Raw genomic sequence first — 20,497 nt, 5'->3', positions numbered from 1 at the left:
GGGGCACAAGGACTCAGCCTCTCGTCTCTTCAACACACCCTCAAGCTCAGGCGACTCCTGCTGTTCTGCTGGCGGCTGGAAGCTGGCCGCTGGTCGCCCCCCGAACCACGTCCCCACTCCCAGATTATTCCTTGAACGTCTGTTCAAAGAATGCTACGGTTCGGGCATGACTGCACCCCAGGGCCAGCCCCCCACCCCCGCCCGCCCCAGCATCGGCATCACGGCCCTCGGCACGTACGCGCCCGCGCGGGTGGTCACGAACGCGGACTTCGAGGCGCGGATGGACACGAGCGCGGAGTGGATCGAGAGCCGCACGGGCATCCGCGAGCGCCGCTTCACGGAGGCCGAGGAGTACACCTCGGACGTGGGGGTGGCTGCCGTCCGCGACCTGCTCTCGCGCGACCCGGACGCCCTGGATGAAGTGGACGCCGTGATCTGCGCCACGGTCAGCCCCGACGCCCTGATGCCCTCGACGGCGGCCCTGATCGCCATGCAGGTGGGCCTGGCCGGGGCCGCTGCCTTCGACCTCTCGGCGGCGTGCAGCGGCTTCGTGTACGGCGTGAGCGTGGCGCAGGGCCTGATCCTGGCGGGCACGGCGCGGCGGGTCCTCGTGGTGGGGGCCGAGGCCCTCTCCAAGATCGTGGACCAGAACGACCGCAATACCGCCATCCTCTTCGGGGACGGGGGAGGTGCGGCGGTCGTGGGGCCGGTGCCGCAGGGCTACGGCTTTCAGGACTTCGTGCTGGGGGCCGACGGCGCGGGCGGCTCCAGCCTCTACCTGCGCTGTGCCGCCCCCCGGCTTCCCGGCGGCTTCGAGATGGGCGAGGCCGTCGGGATGAATGGCCGCGAGGTCTTCAAGTTCGCCGTGCGCGTCCTCGGCGACAGCGGCAATCAGGTTCTCGCCAGGAGCGGCCTGAGCAGCGCGGACGTGGACTGGGTGATTCCCCATCAGGCCAACATCCGCATCATCGAGGCCGCCTGCGAGCGCGTGGGCCTGCCCATGAGCAAGACGGTCGTGAACCTCGACCGCTACGGCAACACGTCGAGCGCCACCGTGCCCCTCGCGCTGCGGGAGGCCATCGACGACGGGCGGATTTGGGACGGCCAGCAGCTCCTCCTCGTCGCGTTCGGGGGCGGCCTGAGCTGGGCGGCCTCCACCCTGAAATGGTGGGCGGGTGCCCCCAGCTTGAAGGCTCGGGCGAGGCAGGAAGCGGTGGGCGTGTGACCATCGCCGCCCTCTTCCCAGGCCAGGGTTCGCACGCCGTCGGGATGGGCGCGGACCTCACCGCCGCCTTCCCCGAGGCTGAGGCCGTGTATGCCGAGGCCGAACGTACCCTGCCCGGCCTGCGCGCCCTGATCGAGACCGGGCCGCTCGACGAGTTGACCCTGACCGCCAACCAGCAGCCCGCGCTCGTGGCCGCGTCGGTCGCCGCGTACCGGGCGTGGCAGGCCAGGACGGGCCAGACCCCCGCCTACGCCGCCGGGCACTCGCTGGGCGAGTACAGCGCGCTCGTCGCTGCCGGGACCTTGAAGCTGGAGGGCGCGCTGACCCTCACCCGGCGGCGCGGCGAATTGATGCAGAAGGCCGTGCCCGTCGGCGTCGGGGCGATGAGCGCCGTCATGGGCGACCCCGCCGTGGTGCGCGAGGTCTGCGACTCGGCACCGGGCATCGTCCAGCCCGCCAACTTCAACGCGCCGACCCAGACGGTGATCTCGGGGGAGAAAGACGCCGTGGACGCCGCCGCCGCCACACTCAAGGGGCGGGGCCTCAAGGTCATCCCCCTCAAGGTGAGCGCCCCCTTCCACTGCGCCCTGATGCAGCCCGCGCAGGATGCCCTGACCCCCGACCTGCGGGCCACGGCCTTCGGTCCCCTCGCCTTTCCGGTGGTGGCGAACGTGACCGCCGAGGCGAACGGCGACCCCGCCGCCCTCCCCGACCTCCTCGCCCGCCAGATCACCGGGAGCGTGCGCTGGGTGGAAACTATTCAAACCCTCGCGGCCCTCGGCGTGGACACCTTTATCGAGTTCGGGCCGGGCGCGGTGCTCACCGGCCTCGTCAAACGTATCCTGCCCGACGCGCGGACCCTGAACGTCGGCAAGGCGGAGGACCTCGCTTGAGCGTCCCGCAGGCCCCGCACACCCGCGAGGAACTCCTTCAGGCGCTCAATCAGATGCAGGGCGAGCTAGGAACATACTTCCGCAAGCTGCCGGGGGACGTGTTCACGCGCGGTTCGGCGGAGGCATGGTCTCCGTCGCACCACCTCCACCACCTGACGCTCTCCAACGCGCCGGTCGCCAAAGCCTTGCAGATTTCCCGTGATCGGCTGGGACGGCGGAGTGGGGGCCGCCCCTCACGCTCCTTCCTCGACATCCGCGACGGGTACCGGGACGCGCTCGCGGGCGGGGCGAAGGCGTCTGGCCGCTACGTCCCCGATCCGCAGGGCGACCAGGCCGCGCTCGTGCAGGAGTACCTGGACGCCACCGCCGCCGTGAGAACGGCCCTCGCAGGGTGGACGGACGCCGACCTCGACCGCTTCGCCCTGACGCACCCCGTCCTCGGCGAACTCAGCGTCCGCGAGATGCTGCTCTTCACCCTCTACCACAACCAGCACCACCTCGGCGGCGTGAAGGCCAGTCTGGGGCAGGCGTGATGCCGTCCCGACCTCGACACGTCTTCCTCGTGACCGGCCCCACAGCCTGTACCCTGAGACGATCATGAGGAGACGACTGCTGCCCGTGCTGCTCCTTCCCCTCCTCTCGTCGTGTGACTACTACTCTCGGGACCTCCCGGAACCCACTCCCGTCTCGTTCAAGGATGACCCCCGCATCCTGCGCGGCGTCTGGGTGGGGCAGCTCAAGGCGTCGGACGCGGACGTGGGGCAAACCCTGCGTCTCGACCTGAAGGCTACCTACTTGAGTTCGTTTGAATACGCGGTGAGTGGAAGTGCCGCCATCGGAACGCAAACGTTCAGCGTGGAGGGGACGGTCTCGGGTGGGGCCGAACACTCCTACCTCCGTCCGCAGACCAGCCCGGTCCCAAGTGGTGCCCATCTGAACCTGCGGGGCGACGATGGCACGACGGCGAACACGATGTTCTGCGACGTGCTCAGCGAAAACGTGACCGACCCCCTCTGGAGGTGCTTTGCCAGCGCGACCTCCCAGAGCTTCGACCTGAAACGAGAGAATCCATGACCCAAGCTCAACCCCAGAAGATCGCCCTCGTCACCGGCTCCAGCCGTGGCCTGGGCCGCGCGATGGCCCTCGCACTCGCTCAGGCGGGCTTCGGCGTGGCCGTCCACTATGGCCGCAATCAGGTGGAGGCGGAGAAGGTCGCGGGGGAGATTCGTGCGCTCGGCGTGCCCGCCCAGGTCTTCGGGGCCGACCTCTCCACGCCCGCGAATGCCGGAACGCTCGTGGAAACCGTCATCGGGGAGATGGGCCGCCTCGACGTGCTCGTGAACAACGCCGGGATCACCCGTGACACCCTCGCCATCCGCATGAAGGACGAGGACTGGGACGCCGTGCTGGACACCAACCTGGGGAGCGCCTTTGCCGCCAGCCGCGCCGCCATCAAGCACATGATGCGCGCCCGCACAGGCCGGATCATCAACATTGCCTCGGTCGTCGGGCTGATGGGCAACCCCGGTCAGGCGAACTACGTCGCCAGCAAGGCCGGGCTGATCGGCCTGAGCAAGGCGTTGGCGAAGGAGTACGGCGGGCGCGGCATCACGGTCAACGCCGTCGCCCCCGGCTTCATCGAGTCGGACATGACGGCGGGGCTTCCGGGCGACGTGCAGAAGGCGTACCTCGGCGGCATCCCCCTGGGCCGCTTCGGGAGGCCCGAGGAGGTCGCCGCGCTCGTCGCCTTCCTCGCCTCGGACGCCGCCGCATACATTACCGGGCAGGTGATCGGGGTGGACGGTGGGCTGTACCCGCACTGACGGTATGGCTGAGAAGCGACACCGTTTGGCTTGGAACTCTGCCCATCTGAGGGAAACTCACCAGCGTTGGATCAGCCGAGGTTAGAGGTTATCAGTACGGCCCTGCCACTGAGGTAGATGAACCTCACCCGCAATGCTGGAGCTGCATCTATTACGTTGAGTTGACGGGCAAGTTCGCTTTGGACTGGGCGTTTGTACGAACGCGCTGTCGGCGATGGATCGCCGGGCCGTCTTCGAGCACGACGGCTGTGAACATCACGTCGAAACGACGGACGGCTGAGCCGCGACTTCGCCTCATTCCTGCGCCACAACCCGTATACTCCCCTAGTCCAGCACGGACGGGGTTCATGACAGGGGAACAAACCGAGAGGGGCCACTCCAAATGCGTAAGCGCCCGGAGTGTGCGGCTCCGGGCGCGGAAAGGGGGTGGGTGCTATGCCTAACCGCAGGCATCCTACCACGCGCGAGAAGCGGAAGAAAAGACCGCCGACGGTGGCTGAGGTCATGGCGATCCTCACGGCCACGGCAGGTTTGATCACCGCCATCACGCACCTGATTCAAGCCCTGAAGTAAGCCCTCTCGCCCCGTCATCCCGCCCCCGCGCCGGACGCCCCCTGGGAAACCGGGGGGTTTCTGCTGCCTTCCCGGCTTTGAACCCCGTCCAGCCTTTTCGGCGTTTCCGCGCCCCGCGTGTAGACTGGCGCAGACTTCAGACCAAGGAGGTATTCAACTGTGGCAACATTTGAGGACGTGAAGGACGTGATCGTCGAGAAACTCGGCGTGCACGGGGACAAGGTGACGCCCGAGGCCCGCTTCGTGGAGGACCTGGGGGCCGACAGCCTGGAGACGGTGGAGCTGATCATGGGGCTGGAGGACAAGTTCGGCATCACCATCAGCGACGAGGACGCGGAAGGCATCCGCACCGTGCAGGCCGCCGTCGATTACATCGGCTCCAAGCAGTAATCAGCGCCCGCGAGGGGCAGCGCCCGTGAGGGAGCGATCGGGAGCCGGGTGGGCGCGGGTCAGACCGTGTGCCCGCCCGGTTCCCTGTGAGGGGAGGGCAGCATGAGCGTGACGGGACTCAAGCGGGTGGTGATCACGGGCCTGGGGCCGCTGACGCCCATCGGGACGGGGGCGCGGGCCTTTGCCGAGGGGCAGCGCGCGGGCAGGAGCGGCATCGGCCACATCACGCGCTTCGACACGGAGGGCGTGGGCAGCAAGATCGCCGGGCAGGTGGACGACGACCTCGACGAGTTCGTGGACCCCCGCGAGGCGCGCAAGCTCGACCGCTACGTGCAGCTCGCGCTGGTGGCGGCGGAACTCGCCGTGCGCGACAGCGGCCTCCCGGAGGAGGAGTTCCGCAGTGAGCGCGTCGGCACCGTCATCGGCAGCGGCATCGGCGGGGTGAAGACCTTCGAGGACCAGGCAGGGGTGCTGCACTCGCGCGGGCCGGGGCGCATCAGCCCCATGTTCATCCCCATGATGATCGCCAACATGGCGACCGGGCACGTGGCGATGCGCTACGGCTGCACCGGGCCGAGCAGCACCGTCGTCACCGCCTGCGCGACCGGCACCGGGGCCATCGGCGACGCGGCGCGCTACATCCAGCTCGGCCTCGCCGACGTGATGCTCGCGGGCGGCACCGAGGCGGCCATCACGCCCATCGCCATCGGGGGCTTTTCCAACATGAAGGCCCTCTCCACCCGCAACGACGCGCCGGAACAGGCGAGCCGTCCCTTCTCCGCCAGCCGCGACGGCTTCGTGCTGGGCGAGGGGGCGGGCGTGGTCGTGCTGGAGGAGTTTGAAAAGGCCAGGGCGCGCGGCGCGACCATCTACGCCGAGGTCGTCGGCTACGGCACGAGCGCCGACGCGCACCACATCACCCTCCCCGCCCCCGAGGGACGCGGCGCGCAGGTCGCCATGCGAATGGCCCTCGCCACGGCGGGCGTCAATCCCGAACAGGTCGGCTACGTCAACGCCCACGGCACCAGCACCCACTTCAACGACCTGCACGAGACGCAGGGCATCAAGCACGTCTTCGGCGACCACGCGCACAAGCTCGCCATCAGCTCCACCAAGTCCATGACCGGGCACCTTCTGGGGGCCGCCGGGGCCATCGAGGCCATCGCCGTCGCACAGGCCCTTCACGACGGCGTGTTGCCGCCCACCATCAACCTCACCGACCCCGACCCGGCCCTCGACCTCGACTACATCCCGGAGGGGGCGCGTGAGGCGCGGGTGGAGTACGCGCTGAGCAATTCGTTCGCCTTCGGGGGACAGAACGCGGCGCTGCTGTTCAAGCGGGTGTGAGGGGTGAGGAGGGAGGAGGTTGGGCAGTGGGGCTGGTCACACGCCCCCTCACCCCGGCCCTCTCCCACGGGGGGAGAGGGAGAAAAGCATCTTCGGTCTGCGTCTGGTACGGCTTCAAGGGGAAGAACAGGGCGGCTGGCGAGGGGGAGACCTGCCGCCTCCGATCTGACCGCGCCTTCATCTTCCCCTCCTAATGTCGCCGACCTTTCGCCGGGGGTCGGCTTCGTTCATTACTCTGGGGCATGACCGTGCGCGCCGAGAAAGCTGCCTCGCCCTCTCCCGAGCCGCCCGCCAGGCGTGCGCGCCGCGCGAGGCGGGAGGACCGCGCCCCGTCCGCTGAGGGGCGGACCCTCAGCACCGTCGCCAACCCGGAGAGTTCCTTCCTCAACCGGGAGCTGTCGTGGCTGGCCTTCAACGAGCGCGTGCTCGCCGAGGCGCGTGACGAGCGCAACCCGCCGCTGGAACGGCTGAAGTATGCGGCGATCTGCGGCAGCAACCTCGACGAGTTCTTCATGGTGCGCGTGGCGGGCGTCCACCGCCAGATTGCGGCGGGAGTCAGCACGCCCAGCCCCGACGGGCTGCAACCGCGCGAGACGTTGAAGCTCGTGCGCGAGCGGACCCATACCATGCTGCGCGAGATCGAGCGTGCGGCGCGGGCGACCCTCAAGGTTCTTGCTGCCGAGGGCGTGCGGCTCGTGCGCGTGGCCGACCTGGGCAAGCGGGCGCGGGCGGCCTTGCGCGAGCATTACCTGTCGCAGATTCAGCCCGTGCTGACGCCCCTGATCGTGGACCCCAGCCACCCCTTCCCGTACCTGAGCAACCTCAGCCTCAACCTCGCCGTGCTGCTCGACGGCGGTGACGGCGAGGAACCGGAGTTCGCGCGGGTGAAGGTGCCCGTCGGCGTCCTGCCGCGCGTGGTGCCCGTCGGCGACGTGTTGCTGCTGCTGGAGGACGTGATCGCCGCGCACCTCGGGGACCTGTTCAAAGGGCGGACGGTGCTCGCCGCGCACGTCTTCCGCGTGACCCGCAACACCGACTACGAGTTCGAGGAGGAGGAGGCCGAGGACCTGCTCGCCACCATCGAGGACGGGCTGCGGCGGCGGCGGTTCGGAGCGGCGGTGCGGCTGGAGGTCATGACGGGCACGCCCCCCGCCATCGTGACCTTCCTGCAAGAGCGGCTGCGGCTCGCGCCCGAGGACATCTTCCTCCTCGACGGGCCGCTGGGCACCGCCGACCTGATGGGCTTCCCGGTACAGCGCCCGGACCTCGCCTTCCCGCCCTACGTGGCCGCCGTGCCGGACCTCGATGGGGACGAGGAGGGCGGCGTCTTCGACACGCTGCGTCAGGGCGACGTGCTGCTGCACCATCCCTACGACGGCTTCACGAACGTCCTGAACTTTCTGGAGGAGGCGGCGCGCGATCCCCAGGTCCTCGCCATCAAGCAGACGCTCTACCGCACCGGGGACGACCCGAGATTGCTGGGGGCACTCCGCACCGCTGCCGAGAACGGCAAGCAGGTCGTGGCCCTCATCGAACTCAAGGCCCGCTTCGACGAGCAGCGCAACATCTCGTGGGCACGCAAACTGGAGCGGGCCGGGGCGCACGTGGTGTACGGCATGGCGGGCCTCAAGACCCACGCGAAGGTCACGCTCGTCGTCCGGCGCGAGGAGGGGGGCCTGCGGCGCTACGTCCACATCGGGACGGGCAACTACAACCCCAAGACGGCGCGGCTGTACACCGACCTGAGCCTGCTCTCGGCAGACCCCGACCTCGGCGCGGACGTGGCCGAGCTGTTCAATCACCTCACCGGGTACGCGGAGGCCGGGTACAGCCGCCTGCTCGTCGCGCCCGACACCGCCCGCAGCGGCTTCGAGGCGTTGCTGGGGCGCGAGGTGGAACACGCGGAGGCGGGGCACGACGCCTGGGCGCGGATCAAGGTGAACCAACTGACCGACCCCGCGCTGATCGAGGCCCTGTACCGCGCCTCGCAGGGGGGCGTGCGGGTCGAACTCATCCTTCGGGGGGTGTGTTGCCTGCGGCCCGGCGTTCCGGGGCTGTCGGAGACGGTGCGCGTCCGCAGCCTGCTGGGGCGCTATCTGGAGCACGCCCGCATCTACGCTTTCGGGAACGCGGGCAGCCCGGAGGTCTACTTCGGGAGCGCCGACTGGATGAGCCGCAACCTCGACCGCCGGGTGGAGGTCATCGCCCCGGCCCTCGACGACCGCCACCGCGACCAGTTCCTGCGGATTCTGGACACCGAATGGGCCGACACACGCGGCTCGTGGGAACTCGGTCCGGACGGCGTGTACGAGAAGCTCGTCGGCGACTTCAGCGCGCAGGGTGCCTTCGCCGAGGCCCGCCACCCCGCCTGAAGGTGCCCGCCGCCGCCCCGGACGCCCTCTTCGACCTCGCCGTGAACCGCGCCCACGCCGCCCTGCGCGGGTTGCGCCCCGCCGACCCTGCCCCCGCCCTCGCCGAGTGGCACGCCCGCACCCGCTTCGCCCGCCGCGTGCCCCTCGCCGCCGTGGTCGCCGCCCTCGCCCTCAAGCCGGACGACCGGGGAGAGTGGCACTGGGCCGGAGGGCCGGGGGGGGGGTGGGTGACAGGGAAGGCACCGTTTCCGTGAGGAGTTGACGGACGAGTTCTCTTGGAGGCCGGGCCTGTTCACCCCCTCTGCTTCGCAGCTCTACGAGTCCCGGACTCCCCCTCAATACGCTTGATGTGAGTTGCGGTCGGGCAAAAGAAGCGTTTTCGCCGTCTGGCAGGAGGACGAGCGTTGCTCGCCACCCTTCTCCCCAGCCCTCTGCTTCGCAGCTCTACGAGTCACCCGCAAGGGGAGAGGGAGCAAAAAGCACATCTGGCACACTCGTTTTCTCTTGCACATCTGGCGTTCAAGGGGGAGGAGAAAACAAACCTATTCATCTCTTTAAGTGCGTGTCGAAGCCGTTCTTTTCCTACACCCTGCCCCCTACCACCTCCGCCGCCACCCGCACCGCCCGCGTGATTTCCTCCTGCGGCAGATAGGGCAGCGGCGGGCGGTCCTCCGGCACGGCGAGGGCCACCCCCGCGTTGGCGGGGACGTGAAGAAAGCCGCAGGGCACCCCGGCGCGGCCCGTGTGCGCGAGGTGGTCGAGGGCGTGGTAGAGCACGAAGTTGCAGAGGTACAGGCCCGCCGTGTTGCTGATATCGCCGGGGATGCCCGCCGCTCTCCACGCTTCCACGACGGCGCGCAGGGGCAGGGTGCTCATGTAAGCGGGCGGGGCCTCCGCGTGTCCGTGCGCCGGGTGGTCGCGGTAGACCCACCCGGCATTGTCGGGGATACGAAAATCCATGACATTCAGGGCGACCCGCTCGGCGGTGACGTGGGGCCGCCCCGCCGCGAGGCCCGTCAGGAGTACGGCGTCCGGCTGGTGGGCGTCCAGCAGGGTGAGCAGGGCCGCCGCCGCCGCGTGCGGTTCCACGGGCAGCAGCGCCGAGACGACGCGCGCCCCGCCGACCTCCGCCCCGTCCAGCGCCTCCGCCGCCTGCGCGCTCGGGTTGATGGGGTGCGTGTGGAACGGCTCGAAGCCGGTGAGCAGGAGCGTGGGCATAGGGGGGAGGATACGGCGGGAGTCGTGGAACAGGGAGGTGGGACGTTCGGACGAACCCTCAACCTCCGCCCGGTGTTCAGCGGGACGTGCTTATCCTGTGGGGATGACGCAGGCGGAGTTTTCCGACGCCGACCTCCATGATCTCGCTCGGGTCGAACGGTATCTGATTCTCTGCCTGATCGTCTTGTTCGTGTGCGGGGCCATGTTGGCTGGGTTGCCGGGCCTCTCCTGGGATGCGGCCACCTTCGTGGGTGTTCTCTTTCTCGCGGCCCGCATCCTGTCGTACTTCCTTTACTACTTTTTCCTCGAACTGGCACACGTCCGGTTCGGCTGGGCCTATGTTCTCCTGGCCCTCCTGCCCCTGCTGGCGAGCTGGCTTGGCCTTCCCAGAACGCCTCTGACCTCCGTTCTCCCCATTCTCGCCTGGTTGATGATGGTCCTACATCTCTCCTGGATCAATCGAACCGTGTTCAAACCTCGTGGCATCAGGATGGGGCTGTTGGGGCCACAGGTTTAGCGATGGTCCGTCAGGCTCTTGCGAGGGCGAGGCGACCGTCTTCTCCTCGTCCTCCCACTGTGCCCCGTCCCGCGCCACGGTTCACCCCTTGCCCCGCCCGCTATCCTCCCCGTGTGCCCGAACTGCCCGAGGTCGAGACCACGCGCCGCAAAATCGAGCCGCTGCTCGCGGGGCGCACCATCCTCAGCGTCACGCACGACGCCGCCCACCGCTACCGCGACACGCACCTCGCGCACGGGCGGCGGGTGAGCGGGCTGTCGCGCCGGGGCAAGTACCTGATGCTGCACCTCGCGGCGGCGGACGCGGCGGAGGGCGACCCCCACGACCTCGATTTCATCGTCCACCTGGGCATGACGGGCGGCTTCCGGCTGGAGGAGGGGCCACATACCCGCGTGACCGTGCAGACGGACGAGGGCAAGCTCTACTTCAACGACCCCCGCCGCTTCGGCAAGATGGCGGTCGTGCCCGCCGGGGAGTACGCGGGGATGCCGACCCTGCACGCGATGGGACCGGAACCGCTGTCGGACAGCTTCAACGAGGACGAGTTCGCCCGCCTCGCCGCGACGTGCGGGGCCGTCAAGCCGTGGCTCCTGTCGCAGAAGCCCGTGAGCGGCGTGGGCAACATCTACGCGGACGAGAGCCTGTGGCGTGCTCGGATTCACCCAGCGCAGACGCGCCTCGACCGTGAGGAGGCAGGCCGTCTCTACCACGCCATCCGCGAGGTCATGCACGAGGCGGTCGAGGCGGGGGGCAGTTCCCTGGGCAATGGGCTGGGCAACTACCGCCAGCACGACGGCGAACCCGGTGCCTTTCAGGTCCGCCACGCGGTCTACGGGCAGACGGGGAAACCCTGCCCCCGCTGCGGCACACCCATTAGGAAAATCGTGTTGGGACAGAGAGGAACGCACTTCTGCCCCCACTGTCAGAAGGTGCGGGAATGACCGACCTCACGGGCCTCCGCCTCTCCTACACCCGCGCCGAGTTGCGCCGTGAGAGCCTGAATCCCGACCCCCTCGCCCAGTTCCGGGCCTGGCTGGACGAGGCGCTGCGGGGCGGGCTGCGCGAACCCTACGCCCTGAGCCTCGCCACGGCGGACGCCGCGGGCAGGCCGAGCGTGCGGACGGTGCTCCTGCGCGGGGCGGAGGGGGGCGGGCTAACCTTCTACACGAACTACGACTCGCACAAGGGGCGCGATCTGGAGGCCAACCCGCAGGCCGAACTCCTCTTCCACTGGGCCGAACACGAGCGGCAGGTGCGCGCCTACGGGACGGTCGAGCGCCTGAGCGGGGAGGAGAGCGCCGCCTACTTCCATTCCCGCCCCCGTGAGAGCCAGCTTGCCGCCCTCGTGAGCGACCCGCAGAGCGCCCCGGTGGAGAACCGCGAGACGCTGGAGGCCAAGCTCGACGCCCTGCATACCCGTTTTCCAGATGGCACCACCGTTCCCAAGCCCGACTTCTGGGGCGGCTACCGGGTGCGCGTGCAGGAGTGGGAGTTCTGGCAGGGGAGGGCGAACCGGATGCATGACCGCTTCCGCTACGCGCGGGAGGGCGGAGGTTGGCGCGTCGAGCGGCTGATGCCGTAGGAGCGAGCCTCGGCACTTCCGGCAACCTCCTCCCCCTCCGCCGCGTAGTGTGGGGTGTGGAGGACATGAGCGAACGATGGACATCTATCTGGTATGCCTGATCGTGGGCGGCGGGCTGCTGGCCGTCTCCCTCTTCGGCGGGCACCACGGGGACGCGGCGGGGCACGACGGGGACCTCCACGATGTCGCCTCGTGGTTCTCGCTGCGGGCGCTCGTGAGCTTCGCGGCCTTTTTCGGCCTCGCAGGGGTGCTGGCGGGGCTGCTGGGGCTGGGGGGAGCGGGGCGGCTCGTCGTGGCCCTCGTGACGGGGCTGGGGGTGGGGGCGTTCACGGCCCTCGCCTTCAGCGTGGCGCGGACGCGCGGCGAGGTGAGCGGCGGCGCGGGGCGGCTCGCGGGCCGCACGGGGAAGGTCATCGTTCCGCCCGCCCCGGCGAGACCGGGCAAGGTGGCCGTCACGGTCGCCGGGCAGATCGAACACGCCCTCGCCCACAGCGACGACGCCCTGCGCCCCGGCGACGCCGTGATCGTGATCGGCACGCGGGGCGGCGTGCTGGACGTGAAGGCGTGGGACGGGCGGGAGGGGCTGTGAGTGTCCGCCGTCAGGAAACCGTGAGGACGTGTGTCGTCTCCTGGGAAGTGAAGCCGTGAGTGCAAGGAGGAGGAAAGCGTCGTGTTGACTGGAACCCTGATTACCGCCGTGCTGATCCTGCTGGGGATCGTGGTCGTGGTCGTCCTCATCCAGAACTTCCTGATCGTGGTGCCGCCCAACCGGGTGCTCGTGATCTCGGGCCGCAGCCGCACGACCGAGGAGGGCGACACGGTGGGCTACCGGGTCATCCGGGGCGGGCGGGCCTTCCGGGTGCCCGTGCTGGAGAAGGTGTCGTGGATGGACCTCACGACCATTCCCCTCGACCTGAGCATCGAGAACGCCTACTCGAAGGGCGGCATTCCCCTCAAGATTCACGCCGTCGCCAACGTGAAGATCAACGCGCAGGAGCCGCAGCTCTCGAACGCCATCGAGCGATTTCTGGACGTGCCGCGCGAGACGCTGACGAACATCGTGCGCGACACGCTGGAGGGCAACCTGCGCGGCGTGGTGGCGACCCTGACGCCCGAGGAGATCAACGAGGACCGCCTGCGCTTCGCCGAGGCCCTCATCGAGGAGGCCGAGCACGACACCAACAACCTCGGCATCAAGCTCGACACCCTCAAGATTCAGAACGTCTCGGACACGGGCGGCTACCTCAGCTCCATCGGGCGACGCAAGGCCGCCGAGGTCCTCAAGGAGGCCCGCGTCGCGGAGGCCGAGCGCAACGCGGAGGCGACGCAGGCCGAGGCTCAGGCGTTGCAGCGCAGCCAGGTCGCCCAGGCGATCAGCCAGCAGCTCATCATCGAGGAGCAGAACAAGCTGGAGGTCCGCCGCACCGAGCTGGGTGCCATCCAGCTCGCGCGCCAGAACGAGGCGGCGGTGGAATCCGAACTCGCCAAGGTGCGCGCCACCCAGGGCTTCGAGCAGGAGCGCGCGGCGCTGGAGGCCACCCTGCGCCAGCGCACCGCCGAGGCCCAGCGCCAGGCCCGCATCATCGAGGCCCAGCAGAACGCCGAGGCCGCCGAGGTCGAGGCCCAGGCCAAGCAGCGCGCGACCATCGCCCAGACGACCGCCCAGCAGGCGATTCTGGAGCGCGAGAACGAGCTGCGGATTCGCCGCGCCGAACTGGAGGCCATCTCCGCCGCCCGCGAGAACGAGGCCAAAGTGACCGCCGAGCGTGCCCGCGTGGTCGCCGAGCAGGAACTGGAGCAGGAGCGCGTGCTCCTCAATCAGAAGCGGCTGGAGGCCGACGTGGTGGCCCCCGCCCGCGCCCGCAGGGAGGCCGAACTCCTCGCCGCCCAGGCCCAGGCCGCGCCCATCGTGGAGGAGGGCCGCGCGAAGGCCCAGGCCGTGGCCCTGATGGTCGAGGCGTTCCGCAACGCCGGACCCGACGGCGAGCGTGCCTACGTGCTGAACATGCTTCCCGGCATCGTCGAGCAGTTCGCCGCCGCCGTTCAGGGAATGCAGATCGACAAGCTCACCGTCATCGACTCGGGCAACGGGCAGGCGACGAGGAGCGCCGTGCAGACCCTCCCCGCCAACATCATCGGCATGGTGGAGCAGGTCGAGAGCGCGACGGGCGTCAACCTCCTGAGCCTCCTTCAGGGTCGCGGTCAGCCCACTCCCGGAGGAAACGGCGCGAGCGCCAACCAGCCCAGGACGACCCCTCCCGCGAAGGGCGACGCTTAGGCCCATCCGCCGTACGTTTCTCTCCCCGCCCCGGCCCCTGCTGGGGCGTTGTCCTTTCCACGCTACCCTGATGGCCGTGAATGTCCTCGTCATCGTGGCGACCGCCGGAGAGGCTGCCCGCCTCGCTGATCTGCCCACCTGCGTGGTCGTGAGTGGGGTCGGTCCGGTCGCGGCGGCGCTCGCTACCCAGCAAGCCTTACTCACGAGCGACTTTGACCTCGCCGTGAGCGCGGGCATCGGCGGGGCGTATCCCGGCAGCGGCCTCGTCCCCGGCGACCTCGCCGTGTCGGGCGTGATCGTGCAGGCCGACCTGGGGGCACAGGACGGGGCGGCCTTCCTCGACCTCGCGGCGCTGGGGTTGTCCGTGTTGCCCGACTCGCCGCACGCAGGCGTTTTCTCCGTCTGGGAGGGCGCGGCGGACCTTGCCGGGCGACTCGGTGCCCCCTGCGGTCCGACCCTCACCCTGAACACGGTGACGGGGACGGCGGAACGTGCCCAAGCCCTCGCCCGGGTTTATCCTGACGCGCTCACCGAGGGGATGGAGGGGGCGGGGGTGGCCCACGCGGCGCTGCTGGCGGGCGTTCCGGCGCTGGAGCTGCGGGGCGTGAGCAATCCCGTGGGGCCGCGTGACCGGGCGGCGTGGCGCATCGGGGAGGCATTGGCCGCCACCCGGCGCGGGCTGGAGGAATTGCTCGGCCTGTGAGACCGGACCCGGACAGGCCGCCGCGCCCGCATTACCCTGCGTCCATGACTCCCCTTTTCCTGATCCCCCGGAGCCGCGCATGAACGCCCCCGCCTGGCGCGTGTGGCTGGTGGTGGCGCTGATGTGCGGGTGGGGCATCCTCGCCATCCGCTTCGTGCAGCAGGGCAACGTGGCGTTCGCCCTCCTGTGCGCGCTGCTGCTCGTCACGAACGGCGTGACCCTGTGGCGGCTGACGAAGAAGGGGAAATAGGACAGTCCACGTCCTCTAAAGCGGCAGGACGTACACCTCGCCGTCCTCCACCACCGTGCCGTAAATCTGCACCGCCTTCACGGCGGGGAGGGTCTTTGCCTTGCCCGTCGCCAGCTCAAACTTTGCTCCATGTTTCTCGCAGGTGATGCGGCCCTGGCTCACCTCGCCGCCCAGCAGCGGGTATTTCTGGTGGGTGCAGTTGTTCCGCAGGGCATAGAACGCGCCCTCATAGCGCACGACGACCACGCCCACGCCGTCCACCTGCACCTCCGTCTGGCTGCCCTCCGGCAACTCCGCCTCCGCGCCGACCCTGACCCGTTCACCCATGCGGGCGAGTCTAGCGGGGCGAGGGGGGAGACGGTCAGGCTCCGCAGCCCGTTTCCAGCCGCGTCTTCAGCCCACCGCCCGGCGTCCACTCGCTCGCCGTCAGCCCGTAGCCCTCGTAGTACGCGCCGAAGGTCAGTACCTCCATCCGCCCGTCGCCGTTGAGGTCCGCGAGTCCGGCGAGGGCGTGGAGGGTGGCGAGGGGCATCGGCTCGGTGCTGTCGGGGTCATATGCCTTCGAGACGACCTCCGCGCCGAGGACGCTCGTCCGCACCCGTCCCCCCACCACTTGCCGCAACAGGAGGAGGCTGTAGTCGCCCGGCTGCCCGGTCGGCGGCGGAAACAGGCCCGAGCGTTCGGCGAAGCGGCTCGCCTCCACGATCACCTCGTCCGTGCCGTTGCCGTCGAGGTCGGCGCGGACGACGCGGGTGAGGTGGACGACTGGGTTGGGTAGCCCGCGCCGCACGAGTTCGGCCCGCACGGCCTCCCGGTAGACGGCTCCCGTCGTCGGCAGCACGGTCACAGGGCGGGGGCGCGTCCTCACCCCGGTGGGCGTGACCACCGTGAAGTTGGCGGGCCGGACCTCCGGGGTCAGGGCCACCCCGAAGGCGTTCTCGCACGGCACTCCGAAGTACTCGGCCCGCCCGCCCCGCGCCGTGGTGGCCGGGCCGCTCAACCCCTGCACCCGGTAGGTCGCCCCGGCCCGCACCCGCCGCGCCGCGTTGCCGTCTCCCAGCCAGCGCCCGCCCTCCCACACGCCGAGCAGCGAGGCCCTCCCCTCATCCCCCGGCAGCAGCACGAACACCGGGACGGGCACCGTTGGGACCGCCGCGTGACCCGGTGACAGGGCCAGCGACAGGGCGGCGAGCAGGCCGAGGAGAGGGCGAGGCATGGCTCAGCCTACCCGGAACGGCTCCTCCTCCTTTCGTTGGATGAGTGAACACCGCCTTATAAGGTATGTACTCCATTGAGTACGCATCAACTCGGAGGCTCCTATGGTCCAGACCGCGCTTCATGCCCTGCTGGGTGCCGTCTCATGGCTTCTCTCCCTTGTCGTGCCGTTGCTGGTCTTTGGTGGGGTGGGATTGGTCGCGCTGCTCCTCGTCGGATCGCTGGACCGGGAACGCTTCCGGGCGGGGTTGGGATGGCTGGGCGCACGCCTGCCCGCGCTGGGGCGGTGGGCGCTCGTGGCGCTGGCGGTCGGGGTGGGGGCGCTGGCGCTGCACGTCACGCGGCGGGCGGTGGACGTGCGGCTGGGATTGCAGCAGAGTGCCCGTTCCACCAACGTCGCCGATCCCCAGGGCGGGCCGACCGTGCAGACCTCCCCGCGCGTGAGCCTGCTGGAGAGCCGGACCTACACCCGCACCCTGACCCTCCCCGCCGACGTGTACACGCGGCTGCAACTGGACGGCGGCTGGGAGACGCTGCTCCCGTACTTCGGCAGCGCTTCCGGCCCCAGCGTGGAGGAGTTGCGCGAGGGCTTCACGCGGCGGGGCGATACCCTCGTCTTCACCCGCGACGTGACCCTGCGGACGGAGCTTCCCCTCGGGCTGGACACCACCCGCGCCCGCGCCGACCTGCGCTTCGTGGACCCGGCGGGCGGACGCGGAACGTCCTACAACGCCGCCTTCACCGCCGATTACACCTTCACCAACCCGCGCGAGGAGGCCGTCACCGCGCGGTTCGTCTTCCCCCTGCCGCAGGGGAGCGGGACGCTGAGCGGCTTTCGCCTCACCGTGGACGGGCGGGTGGAGCGGGCGAGCGACCTCACGGGCGGCAGCGTTTGGGAGGGACTGGTGGGTGCCGGACAGACCGTCCGGGTGAACGTCATGTACCGGCATCAGGGGTCGCGCGGCTGGGCCTACCGCCTTGCCGACCGCCGCGAGCCGTTGCGGAACCTTGACCTCTCCCTCACCGCCGACCGGCCTGCCCGCTTCGAGCGGTACAGCCTCTTTCCGACGGAGGTGGGCCGCGACGCGCTGGGGCGACCCCGAACACTGCGCTGGCAGCTTCAGGACGTGATCACCGCGCAGAACGTCGCCGTCGTCTTCTCGCAGGGGAGTGTGCGGGAGATGCTCGCCAAAGTGGGCCTCGTCTCGCCGCTGGCGTTGGTGTTGGCCCCCCTCCTCGTCGTCGTGTGGGCGTGGCGTCGGCGTCGGGTCGTCCTGCCGTTGCCGCTGGTCGGGGCGGTGGTGGGGTTGGCGGTCGGGTTCGCGCTGGGTGGGGTGCTGACCGCCTATCTGCCGCCGCTCGTCGCGCTGCCGCTGGGGTCGGCGGTGGGGGTGGCCTTCGGGGTGGTGACGTTGGGGCGGGGATTCGTGGGACCGCTGCTGGTCGCCGCGCTCGTGCCGCTCGTGTTTCTGGCGGTGGGGCACGCGGGGTTGTTGCTGACGTTGCTTGCCGTGGTGGTGCTGGTGTTGCTGCTTGTTGGGGGGCGGAGGGGCAGGGGGACTTGATTCGGTTCGCCCCCACTCCCCTCTGGGGGTAGGGGGCTGGGGGAGTGGCGCTGCGCTGGGCAAAGGGCCTGTTGTCCGCGCCCGTGGTCGAATTCTTGGCGTGGCAAGGTTTGATCTTGTTGCGCTCTATTTGGAAGGCCCAGCCAGGAAGCTCCGCGAGCAAGGCGTGGTGGTGGGAGTGGGCCGTCCGCCCACGGGTAAGAATCGGGCGTCGAGAGTGACGGTTTTAGAAAGCAAAAGCCGTCGCTTTTCTCTCCCTCTCCCCCCGTGGGAGAGAGCCGGGGTGAGGGGGCGACGTGACGACTCTCCTGCCCACTCCCCACGAACAGCACTTCTGCACCTCCCCTTGAGTGGAGAAGTTGGGACCCGTAGAGCTGCGAAGCAGAGGCGGTGAACGGGCCTGGCAAAGAAGAAAACCCGTCCGTCAACCCCTCATCGCTAACGCCTCACTCCTCACCCCTCACCGGCAACACCACCGTGAACCTCGCCCCCCCCAGCGGCGACTCCCCCGCGCTCGCCTGTCCTCCATGAGCGAGGGCCAGCGCACGGACGATGGCGAGGCCGAGGCCGCTGCCGCCCGTGTCGCGGGCGCGGCTCTCGTCGAGGCGGGTGAAGCGGGTGAACACGAGGTCGCGGCCCTCCTCGGGGATGCCGGGGCCGTCGTCGTCCACGTGGAGGCGGGCGGCCCCTGCCCCCTGCTCCACGCACACCTCCACATGGGCGCGGGCGTGGCGCAGGGCGTTCTCAATGAGGTTGGCGGCGATCTGGCGCACCCGGTCGGGGTCGGCGGTGAGGGGGGCGGGGTGGGCGGCCAGGGTCAGGCTCACGCCGCGCGCCCCGGCCCGGTCGCTGAGGTCGCGCACGACCTGTCCGGCGAGGGCGGCGAGGTCCACCTCCTGCATGTGCAGCCCCAGCCGCCCCGCGTCGGCGAGGGTCAGCGTCCGCAGATCACCGACGAGGCGGGTCAGGAGTTGCGTTTGCCCGCTCAGCAGGGCGATCTGCTCGGGGGAGAGGGGGTACACGCCGTCCTCCAGCGCGTCCAGCCGGGCCTGCATGATGGCGATGGGCGTCCTCAATTCATGGGCGATGTCGGCCACCGCCTGCTGGCGCTCGCGCTCCAGGGCTTGCAGGCTGACTGCCATCTCGTTGAAGGTCCGGGCGAGGTCGGCCACCTCGCGCTCGCCGCTCAGCACGGGCGCGCGGGCCTCCAGGTCCCCGCCTGCCAGCCGCGCGGCGGCCAGGGAGACCGCCGTGACGGGCCGCGCCACCCGCCGCGCGAGGAGCAGCCCCAGCGTCGCCGCCGCCGCCGCCGCGAGCAGGCCCGCCTGCACGAGGCTCGTCTGCACGTCGCGCACGAAGTCCTGCGTCCGGGGATTGAGGACCGCCGGGAAGGCCCCGTCGTCGCGGCGGCGGGGTTCCGACTCGCGCTGCCCGTCCGTCACCGTGATCACCATGCCGTTTGGTAGGGGGACGGTGCCACTCACGCCCGCGCTGGATTGTCCCGGCGGCAACCCCTCGCGGTCGGCCTCACCGATGCGGATTTCGGGAGCGAAGGGGCTGGGCGCGAGTTCCTGCCCGAGGCGCTGGGCCTCCTCGCGGGCGCGCAGGTAAGCCTGCACCTCGGGCGGCAGCCGGGCGACCTCGCGCTGCACGGCGAGGTTGGAGAAGAGGAACATCCCGCCCACCGCCAGCGCCACCGTGAGCAGCATGGCGAACATCAGGGTGACGGCGAGGCTCGGCCCGCGCCACCCGGCACCCGGCGGGGGAGGGGCTGGGGTCAAGCGGACGCCTCCAGGCGGTAGCCCACCCCGCGCACGGTATGAAGCAGCCCGCCCGCCCGCACGGCGTCGAGCTTGCGGCGCACGGAGGCGAGGTGCGCGTCCACCACCCGCTCCAGCGCGTCGCTGTCGGGCAGGGCGGCGGCGAGGAGTTCCTCGCGGGTAAAGGCCCGCCCCGGCACCTGCGCCAGGTGCGCGAGCAGCCGGAACTCGGCGGGCGTCAGATTCAGGGGCTGCCCGTTCACCCGCGCCACGACCGCCCGGCGGTCCACTTCCAACGGCCCGACCCGCAGGGGGCGTTCGGTGTCGCCCTCGGCGGCGTTCACCCGGCGCAGCACGGCCTTGACGCGCGCCATCACCTCGCGCGGGCGGAAGGGCTTGACCACATAGTCGTCCGCGCCGAGTTCGAGGCCGACGATCTGGTCGGTCTCCTCCGCGCGGGCCGTCACGAGGATGACGGGCGTCGAGCCGTCGGCGCGCACGGTCTTGAGCACGTCGAGGCCGCTGCGGCCCGGCAGCATGATGTCGAGCAGGATCAGGTCGGGGCTGGCGGCGCGGTAGGCGGTCAGGGCGGTATGGCCGTCCCCCGCCCGCTCGGTGCGGTAGCCCTCCTGCCGCGCGTAGGCCTCCAGCACCTCCGCGAGCTGGGGTTCATCCTCCACAATCAGGATCAGGGCACTCATGACCGCATGGTAGGCGCAACGGGCGAAGGTTATGCGAAGGTCCGGGGCCGGGCCGTGGCGCGTGCCAGGAAGAAAAACCGCGTGT

23 protein-coding genes are annotated in these 20,497 nt (G+C 70.1%); 18 read left to right on the top strand and 5 right to left on the bottom strand.

From position 1 onward, the window contains the following. The first annotated feature begins 166 nt into the window (after positions 1–166). The 10 genes from V3W47_RS15790 (at position 167) to V3W47_RS15745 (ending at position 8,877) form a co-directional block, all read left to right on the top strand. Entirely contained in the window at positions 167–1,225 is a 1,059-nt protein-coding gene (locus V3W47_RS15790) for a beta-ketoacyl-ACP synthase III (RefSeq protein ID WP_331826186.1), read from the top strand. After that, on the top strand, positions 1,222–2,118 hold the full coding sequence (gene fabD / locus V3W47_RS15785) for an ACP S-malonyltransferase (protein ID WP_331826185.1): 897 nt from the start codon (positions 1,222–1,224) through the stop codon (positions 2,116–2,118). The genes V3W47_RS15790 and fabD overlap by 4 nt, the downstream gene beginning before the upstream one ends. Beyond that, entirely contained in the window at positions 2,115–2,651 is a 537-nt protein-coding gene (locus tag V3W47_RS15780) for a DinB family protein (RefSeq protein ID WP_331826184.1), read from the top strand. The genes fabD and V3W47_RS15780 overlap by 4 nt, the downstream gene beginning before the upstream one ends. 64 nt (positions 2,652–2,715) lie before the next feature. Then, on the top strand, positions 2,716–3,192 hold the full coding sequence (locus V3W47_RS15775) for a hypothetical protein (protein ID WP_331826183.1): 477 nt from the start codon (positions 2,716–2,718) through the stop codon (positions 3,190–3,192). Next, positions 3,189–3,941 (top strand): 3-oxoacyl-[acyl-carrier-protein] reductase, encoded by a 753-nt coding sequence (gene fabG, locus V3W47_RS15770; protein WP_331826182.1) that lies wholly within the window; start codon positions 3,189–3,191, stop codon positions 3,939–3,941. Before V3W47_RS15775 ends, fabG begins: the two co-directional genes overlap by 4 nt. 435 nt (positions 3,942–4,376) lie before the next feature. Continuing rightward, positions 4,377–4,514 carry a hypothetical protein gene (locus V3W47_RS15765; protein ID WP_331826181.1) on the top strand — a complete coding sequence of 46 codons (138 nt, stop codon included), beginning with the start codon at positions 4,377–4,379 and terminating at the stop codon, positions 4,512–4,514. Positions 4,515–4,673: 159 nt separating this feature from the next. After that, the gene (gene acpP, locus V3W47_RS15760; protein WP_331826180.1) at positions 4,674–4,904 is read left to right on the top strand and encodes an acyl carrier protein; all 231 of its coding nucleotides are present in this window, start codon (positions 4,674–4,676) and stop codon (positions 4,902–4,904) included. A 102-nt stretch (positions 4,905–5,006) separates the two neighbouring features. Beyond that, entirely contained in the window at positions 5,007–6,251 is a 1,245-nt protein-coding gene (gene fabF / locus V3W47_RS15755; RefSeq protein WP_331826179.1) for a beta-ketoacyl-ACP synthase II, read from the top strand. A 242-nt stretch (positions 6,252–6,493) separates the two neighbouring features. Continuing rightward, positions 6,494–8,623, top strand: coding sequence for a polyphosphate kinase 1 (ppk1, locus tag V3W47_RS15750; protein ID WP_331826177.1), 2,130 nt, complete (start codon positions 6,494–6,496; stop codon positions 8,621–8,623). Between the two features lie 2 nt (positions 8,624–8,625). Beyond that, positions 8,626–8,877 carry a hypothetical protein gene (locus tag V3W47_RS15745; RefSeq protein ID WP_331826175.1) on the top strand — a complete coding sequence of 84 codons (252 nt, stop codon included), beginning with the start codon at positions 8,626–8,628 and terminating at the stop codon, positions 8,875–8,877. 328 nt (positions 8,878–9,205) lie between these two features. Here V3W47_RS15745 and V3W47_RS15740 read toward each other — a convergent pair whose 3' ends face one another. Continuing rightward, complete coding sequence (locus tag V3W47_RS15740) at positions 9,206–9,841, bottom strand: pyroglutamyl-peptidase I (RefSeq protein WP_331826174.1); 636 nt, start codon at positions 9,839–9,841, stop codon at positions 9,206–9,208. Positions 9,842–9,944: 103 nt separating this feature from the next. Here V3W47_RS15740 and V3W47_RS15735 point away from each other — a divergent pair, with 103 nt between their 5' ends. The 7 genes from V3W47_RS15735 (at position 9,945) to V3W47_RS15705 (ending at position 15,171) form a co-directional block, all read left to right on the top strand. After that, positions 9,945–10,358 carry a hypothetical protein gene (locus V3W47_RS15735; protein WP_331826173.1) on the top strand — a complete coding sequence of 138 codons (414 nt, stop codon included), beginning with the start codon at positions 9,945–9,947 and terminating at the stop codon, positions 10,356–10,358. A gap of 113 nt (positions 10,359–10,471) precedes the next feature. Then, positions 10,472–11,299 (top strand): DNA-formamidopyrimidine glycosylase, encoded by an 828-nt coding sequence (locus V3W47_RS15730; protein ID WP_331826172.1) that lies wholly within the window; start codon positions 10,472–10,474, stop codon positions 11,297–11,299. After that, on the top strand, positions 11,296–11,940 hold the full coding sequence (gene pdxH, locus V3W47_RS15725) for a pyridoxamine 5'-phosphate oxidase (protein WP_331826171.1): 645 nt from the start codon (positions 11,296–11,298) through the stop codon (positions 11,938–11,940). The genes V3W47_RS15730 and pdxH overlap by 4 nt, the downstream gene beginning before the upstream one ends. 76 nt (positions 11,941–12,016) lie before the next feature. Further along, positions 12,017–12,529, top strand: coding sequence for an NfeD C-terminal domain-containing protein (locus V3W47_RS15720; protein ID WP_331826170.1), 513 nt, complete (start codon positions 12,017–12,019; stop codon positions 12,527–12,529). A gap of 81 nt (positions 12,530–12,610) precedes the next feature. Continuing rightward, on the top strand, positions 12,611–14,218 hold the full coding sequence (locus tag V3W47_RS15715) for a flotillin family protein (protein WP_331826169.1): 1,608 nt from the start codon (positions 12,611–12,613) through the stop codon (positions 14,216–14,218). A gap of 76 nt (positions 14,219–14,294) precedes the next feature. Beyond that, positions 14,295–14,921 (top strand): futalosine hydrolase, encoded by a 627-nt coding sequence (gene mqnB, locus V3W47_RS15710; RefSeq protein WP_331826168.1) that lies wholly within the window; start codon positions 14,295–14,297, stop codon positions 14,919–14,921. 79 nt (positions 14,922–15,000) lie between these two features. Further along, on the top strand, positions 15,001–15,171 hold the full coding sequence (locus V3W47_RS15705; protein ID WP_331826167.1) for a hypothetical protein: 171 nt from the start codon (positions 15,001–15,003) through the stop codon (positions 15,169–15,171). 15 nt (positions 15,172–15,186) lie between these two features. Here the strand turns inward: V3W47_RS15705 and V3W47_RS15700 are convergent, their stop codons facing one another. Then, positions 15,187–15,498, bottom strand: coding sequence for a Rieske 2Fe-2S domain-containing protein (locus tag V3W47_RS15700; RefSeq protein WP_331826166.1), 312 nt, complete (start codon positions 15,496–15,498; stop codon positions 15,187–15,189). Between the two features lie 34 nt (positions 15,499–15,532). Beyond that, a complete protein-coding gene (locus V3W47_RS15695) occupies positions 15,533–16,387 on the bottom strand; it encodes a hypothetical protein (RefSeq protein ID WP_331826165.1) in 855 nt (284 codons plus the stop codon). A gap of 103 nt (positions 16,388–16,490) precedes the next feature. Between V3W47_RS15695 and V3W47_RS15690 the strand changes: the two genes are divergently transcribed. Next, positions 16,491–17,951: a hypothetical protein gene (locus tag V3W47_RS15690; protein ID WP_331826164.1), complete on the top strand. Its 1,461-nt coding sequence runs from the start codon at positions 16,491–16,493 to the stop codon at positions 17,949–17,951. Positions 17,952–18,397: 446 nt separating this feature from the next. Here V3W47_RS15690 and V3W47_RS15685 read toward each other — a convergent pair whose 3' ends face one another. Continuing rightward, entirely contained in the window at positions 18,398–19,732 is a 1,335-nt protein-coding gene (locus V3W47_RS15685; protein WP_331826163.1) for a sensor histidine kinase, read from the bottom strand. After that, positions 19,729–20,412, bottom strand: coding sequence for a response regulator (locus tag V3W47_RS15680; RefSeq protein ID WP_331826162.1), 684 nt, complete (start codon positions 20,410–20,412; stop codon positions 19,729–19,731). Before V3W47_RS15680 ends, V3W47_RS15685 begins: the two co-directional genes overlap by 4 nt. Positions 20,413–20,497: the final 85 nt, after the last annotated feature.

Source organism: Deinococcus sp. YIM 134068, from assembly GCF_036543075.1.
GTDB classification, from domain to species: Bacteria; Deinococcota; Deinococci; order Deinococcales; family Deinococcaceae; genus Deinococcus; species Deinococcus lichenicola.
This window is presented reverse-complemented; position numbering and strand designations above follow the sequence as displayed.